The sequence below is a fragment of the Protofrankia sp. CiP1_Cm_nod3 genome, assembly GCF_982290655.1.
The window spans coordinates 1-3598 of sequence record NZ_CEVIVD010000212.1; the positions used below are offsets into that span (position 1 = coordinate 1).

Below are 3598 nucleotides of genomic sequence, written 5' to 3' on the forward strand. Positions count from 1 at the left end.
CAGCCGCATGGCTGCGGTGTGTCGCAGGGTGTGGGTGGTGACGTGCTTGGCCGCGATCGAGGGGCAGCTTGCGGCGGCTCGGGCCGTGGAGAGGGCGATCCGGTGTTCGATGGCGTCGCGGCTGAGTGGTCGGCCGGTGATGGTGGGGAACAGCGGGTCGCTGGGATTTCCGGCGTGTTCTGCCAGCCAGGCGGCGAGCACGGTGACGGTGAGGGCGAGTAGCGGTGTCCGTCGCTGCCGGCGGCCTTTGCCGACGCAGTGGACGTGTGCGCCGGTCCCGAAGGAGATGTCGGCCCGGGTGAGGCTGATGAGTTCGGAGACCCGGAGTCCAGTCTGGACGGCGAGGGTGAACATGGCATGGTCTCGTCTGCCGGTCCAGGTGGTCTGGTCGCAGGCGGCGAGGAGCGCGTCGGTCTCCGGGTCGGTGAGGTAGGTGACGAGGGTGCGCTGGCCCCGTTTTGGTTGGATCGCCAGCACCCGTTGGATGACCGCCGCGTGTTCGGGGTGGCGCCGCGCGGCGTAGGCGAACAGGGAATGGATCGCGGCGAGACGGCTGTTGCGCGTGGCCACGCTGTTGTTCCGGGCAGTTTGGAGGTGGTCGAGGAACGCGCCGATCAGCTCGGCGTCGAGATCGGCGAGGTCGAGGTCGCTGGGGCGGCGGCCGGTCCGGTCGCTGGCGAAGCCGAGCAGGAGACGGAAGCTGTCGCGGTAGGCGGCGATGGTGTGCGGGCTGGCGTCGAGCTGGGCGATGAGCCGGTCGGTGAAGAACGCTTGCAGCGTCGGAGCGAGCGCCGTCATGCTCCCACCACCGGGCGACCGGCGAGCCTGATGGCGGCGAGTTCCATCAGCTCGGGGACGGCGGACAGGTACCAGTAGGTGTCGGCCGGGTTGCCGTGCCCAAGGTAGGTGGACAGGACAGCCAGGCGGGCGGGCACGTCCGCGCCGGCGCGGTATGCCTCGACCAGGATTTGAACGGCGAAGCGGTGTCGCAGGTCGTGCATGTGGGGCCGGCGGGCCGGGGTGCGCAGCCCGGTGGCTGTCGCCAGCTGGTTGAACGTCTGCTTCAGGGTGGAGTAGGCCAGGGGCGTGCCGAGGCTGGACACGAAGAATGCCGCCGCCTTCGGGTAGATACTGCGGCGCAGGTCCGCGTAGGAGGCGAGCGCGGTGTTGGTGGTCGGATGCAGTGGGATCATCCGGGGCCGGTCGAGCTTGGCTTCGGTGACGGTGAGCACGCTGGCCGTGTGGTCGATGTCCTCGGTCTTCAACCGGAGCGCTTCGCCGACCCGCATCCCGGTGGCGGTCAACAGGCCGAGCACGGTGGTGTAGGTGGCGGCGCGTAGCGACGGTCGCAGGTCGGCCGCCGCGCGCAGCAAATGGTCGATGTCATCATCGGTGAACAGGTAGGGGTCGCGGCGGCGCTCGGTGTGAGGGAACACGTTCGGCGGCGGGACCTCGGTTGCCGGATCGAGGGATGTCAGGTAACGGGCGAATCCGCGGGCGGTGGCCAGCCGGTTCGCCCAGTGGGTCGGCGCGACGTCCTGGGGAAGCCGCGCCCAGGCGATCGCCAAGTCGGCGGTGAGGGTCGAGGCGCCGGCGGCATCGCAGAACGCAACCAGCTGGGTGAGTTCCTGTCCTTGCCGGATGAGCTTGACGCCCAGTGCTCTGCGCAGTGTCAGGTAGTCGGCCGCGTGCGCGGCCAGGGCACTCACCGCGCACCGGCCGTGGGCCAGGGCTGCGCGATCGTGCGTAGCCTGTCAAGGTCCACCCGGGCGTAGACGGCGGTCGCCGCCGCGGTCCGATGCCGCAGCACCTGACCGATCTCGGGCAGAGACGCTCCTGCCGCCATCATGTCGGCGGCCAAGGTGTGGCGGAGACGGTGCGCTCCTCGCGGGGGAATTCCCGCCCGCTGGCAGGCGCGGCGCACGACCGAGGACACCGCCATGTAGCCGATGCCGCGCACCGGGGCGTCCAGGCTCAGGAAGACCTCACGCCGACGGACGCGCGGCCGGCCGTGCTCCAGGTAGGCGGCGATCGCTTCCCCGACGTCCACCGGCAGCGGGAGCCGGTCCAGGCGGCTGCCCTTGCCCCGTACGATGATCTGTCCGGCGCGCCAGTCGATGTCTTCCAGGCGCAGGGCGGCGACCTCCCCGGCGCGCAGCCCGAGACGAGCAAGGAGCAGTAGCATCGCGTAGTTGCGGCGGCCAGCCGCGCAGCTGCGGTCACAGGAGTTCAAGAGGGCCTGAACGTGTGAGGCGCTCATCCCTTTCGGTAGCCAGGATGGCCGGCGGCCGGTCACGGCGAGCGCGGCCGTCGACAGGTCGATCTCGGTCATCCCCTCCAGGTAGCAGAACCGCAGAAACGCGCGGAGCGCCGAGACGAAGAACTGGGCGGAGCCGGCTGACACCCGCGCGCACTCGGCGCGCACGGCTGCGGTGACATCGCCGGCAGCTACGGCGCCCATCTCGCCGTCCGGTGCGCACCGGGCCAGAAACCGCCGTGCCCGTTTCTGGTAGTAGCCCGCGGTGGACGTGGCCAGCCCCCGTTCGTCGAGCAGGTAGCGGCCGAAACGAGCCAGGAGCCGATCGGCCGGCGCCACCAGCTCCTCAGAATCGATCACCGTCATGCTGCGGGCCGCAAGGAAACGCGCAAGCGGTTCTAAACCTTGCCGAGAACGCAGCGACCTATAGCCCGACCGCCGCCGCAAGGCGACATACTCGCTCACCCGTCGACTGTCCAGATCCTCCGCCGACAGCCCTCGCCCCTCCAACCACAGGCTCACATGCCCCATCAGGAACAGTTGCTTCCGCCAAGCCCGGTAGCCGGAATCCAGCAGTGTTGACCGGTACTCGATCGCCAGCGGGGCGAGCGGACCTGATACCCGCACCCCATCCACGTTGATGATCTCCTTGGACATCCCTGCCTCCTCGATCAACGAAGGGACAGACATGATCCGGCAATTTCGCAAGCTCCTGCCAGTTGTCCACGAGTGTCTCCTTGCCATGTTGCCCAGCCGGCTCAATGCCGATGGTCAGGGGGCGGGGCGGGTGGCGCCCAGGTAGACGTCCGCACCCCAAGCGGCCCCTACCACGGTCGGGAACGCCTCGACCCGGACGACGGCGCCGCGGTGGGGGGCGTCCACCATCACCGGCTGGCCGTTCCGGACTCCCAGGTAGAGACCGACATGGGTGACGTCCGCCGGCCCGCCACCGAAGAACACCAAGTCACCAGGCCGCAGCCCGGCACCAGCGGGAAGGCGGGGCCCGGCGTCGAACTGGGCCTGAGCCACCCGAGGCAGGCCGATCCCGGCCACCTCGAAAGCAGCCTGGGCCAGCCCGGAACAGTCGAACCCGACCCCCGGCGTCTCACCACCCCACACATACGGGACACCCACCTGAGAAAGCGCCCACGCCGCGGCGACGCCACCAGCGCCGCCCGCGGCAGCAGGAGCGAAATCTTGGCCATAGGACGCGGCAACAGCAAGAACCCGCGCCACATACGCCTGCCCGGCTCGCGTTATGCCGACCCTCCCCGCCCCAGTTCCGCTCCCTGACACGGCTTCACCAGCCGAGGTCGGCATAACAACAGGGCCGGCATAATA

4 protein-coding genes are annotated in these 3598 nt (G+C 69.6%); all 4 read right to left on the bottom strand.

Going from position 1 to position 3598, the window contains the following annotated elements; all coding sequences use genetic code 11:
• Nucleotides 1-798, bottom strand: a 798-nt coding sequence (locus tag AC5LUJ_RS22860) for a tyrosine-type recombinase/integrase (RefSeq protein WP_493465730.1), incomplete at its 3' end; no start/stop codon positions are given.
• The gene (locus tag AC5LUJ_RS22865; protein ID WP_493465731.1) at nucleotides 795-1709 is read right to left on the bottom strand and encodes a tyrosine-type recombinase/integrase; all 915 of its coding nucleotides are present in this window, start codon (nucleotides 1707-1709) and stop codon (nucleotides 795-797) included. The genes AC5LUJ_RS22865 and AC5LUJ_RS22860, both read right to left, overlap by 4 nt.
• The gene (locus AC5LUJ_RS22870; RefSeq protein ID WP_493465732.1) at nucleotides 1706-2914 is read right to left on the bottom strand and encodes a tyrosine-type recombinase/integrase; all 1209 of its coding nucleotides are present in this window, start codon (nucleotides 2912-2914) and stop codon (nucleotides 1706-1708) included. The genes AC5LUJ_RS22865 and AC5LUJ_RS22870 overlap by 4 nt, the downstream gene beginning before the upstream one ends.
• 114 nt (nucleotides 2915-3028) lie before the next feature.
• Nucleotides 3029-3391 carry a C40 family peptidase gene (locus AC5LUJ_RS22875; RefSeq protein WP_493465733.1) on the bottom strand — a complete coding sequence of 121 codons (363 nt, stop codon included), beginning with the start codon at nucleotides 3389-3391 and terminating at the stop codon, nucleotides 3029-3031.
• Nucleotides 3392-3598: the final 207 nt, after the last annotated feature.

Excerpts from the sequence above, each read along its gene's own strand:
- AC5LUJ_RS22870 (WP_493465732.1), bottom strand. The coding sequence starts at position 2,914 with ATGTCCAAGGAGATCATCAACGTGGATGGGGTGCGGGTATCAGGTCCG.